This window comes from Vibrio sp. 10N.286.46.A8 (assembly GCF_041470165.1).
Lineage (GTDB): Bacteria > Pseudomonadota > Gammaproteobacteria > Enterobacterales > Vibrionaceae > Vibrio > Vibrio tasmaniensis_A.
The window spans coordinates 1-821 of sequence record NZ_JBFRLX010000360.1 but is presented as its reverse complement, the minus strand read 5'-3'; the positions used below and the strand labels follow the sequence as shown (position 1 = coordinate 821).

Below are 821 nucleotides of genomic sequence, written 5' to 3'. Positions count from 1 at the left end.
CCCAGAAACACCGGTCGCTTTTAAAGCGGGCCAATACTTAATGGTTGAAATGGGTGAAAAAGACAAGCGTCCATTTTCGATTGCAAGCAGCCCTTGTCGTCATGAAGGCGAGCTTGAGTTACACATTGGTGCAGCTGAGCATAATGCTTACGCTTCAGAAGTTGTTGAGGCAATGAAGAAAGCGCAAGCTGAAGATGGCGACATAGCAATTGATGCTCCGCACGGTGATGCGTGGGTTAAAGAAGAAAGCGATCGTCCTCTGTTACTAATTGCTGGTGGTACTGGCTTTAGCTACGTGCGCTCTATTCTCGATCACTGCATCGCACAGAACAGCAAAAAAGAGATTCATCTATACTGGGGCGCAAAGGATGAGTGCCAGCTGTATGCGAAAGAAGAGCTTGTCGACATCGCAGCAAAACACAGCAATGTGTATTTTGTACCAGTAGTAGAAGAAGCACCTGAAGTTTGGCACGGTCAAACGGGTAACGTACTTGAAGCAATCACGCAAAGTTTCGAATCATTAGCTGATTTTGATATCTACATTGCTGGTCGTTTCGAAATGGCAGGTGCTGCAAGAGACTTGTTTACTCAGAATAAAGAAGCAAAGCGTGACCATATGTACGCAGATGCTTACGCGTTTATCTAAGATTTCTTTTAGATTTAGAGCAAAAAGAGAGCAGAAATGCTCTCTTTTTTCCGTTTAGGTGAACTATTAGGCACTTAAGCTCTATTTGTTCATTTTTCATGAAAAAGTAGTTGCTAAGCTGAGAGGGTTCCCTATAATGCGACACCACTGAGACGGCAGACGCCACAAGGCTTCA

1 protein-coding gene is annotated in these 821 nt (G+C 44.3%); it reads left to right on the top strand.

Annotated features, from left to right (window positions below; all coding sequences use genetic code 11):
• On the top strand, positions 1-646 hold a 646-nt coding region (fre, locus tag AB4232_RS22405), incomplete at its 5' end, for an NAD(P)H-flavin reductase (protein WP_372088060.1).
• Positions 647-821: the final 175 nt, after the last annotated feature.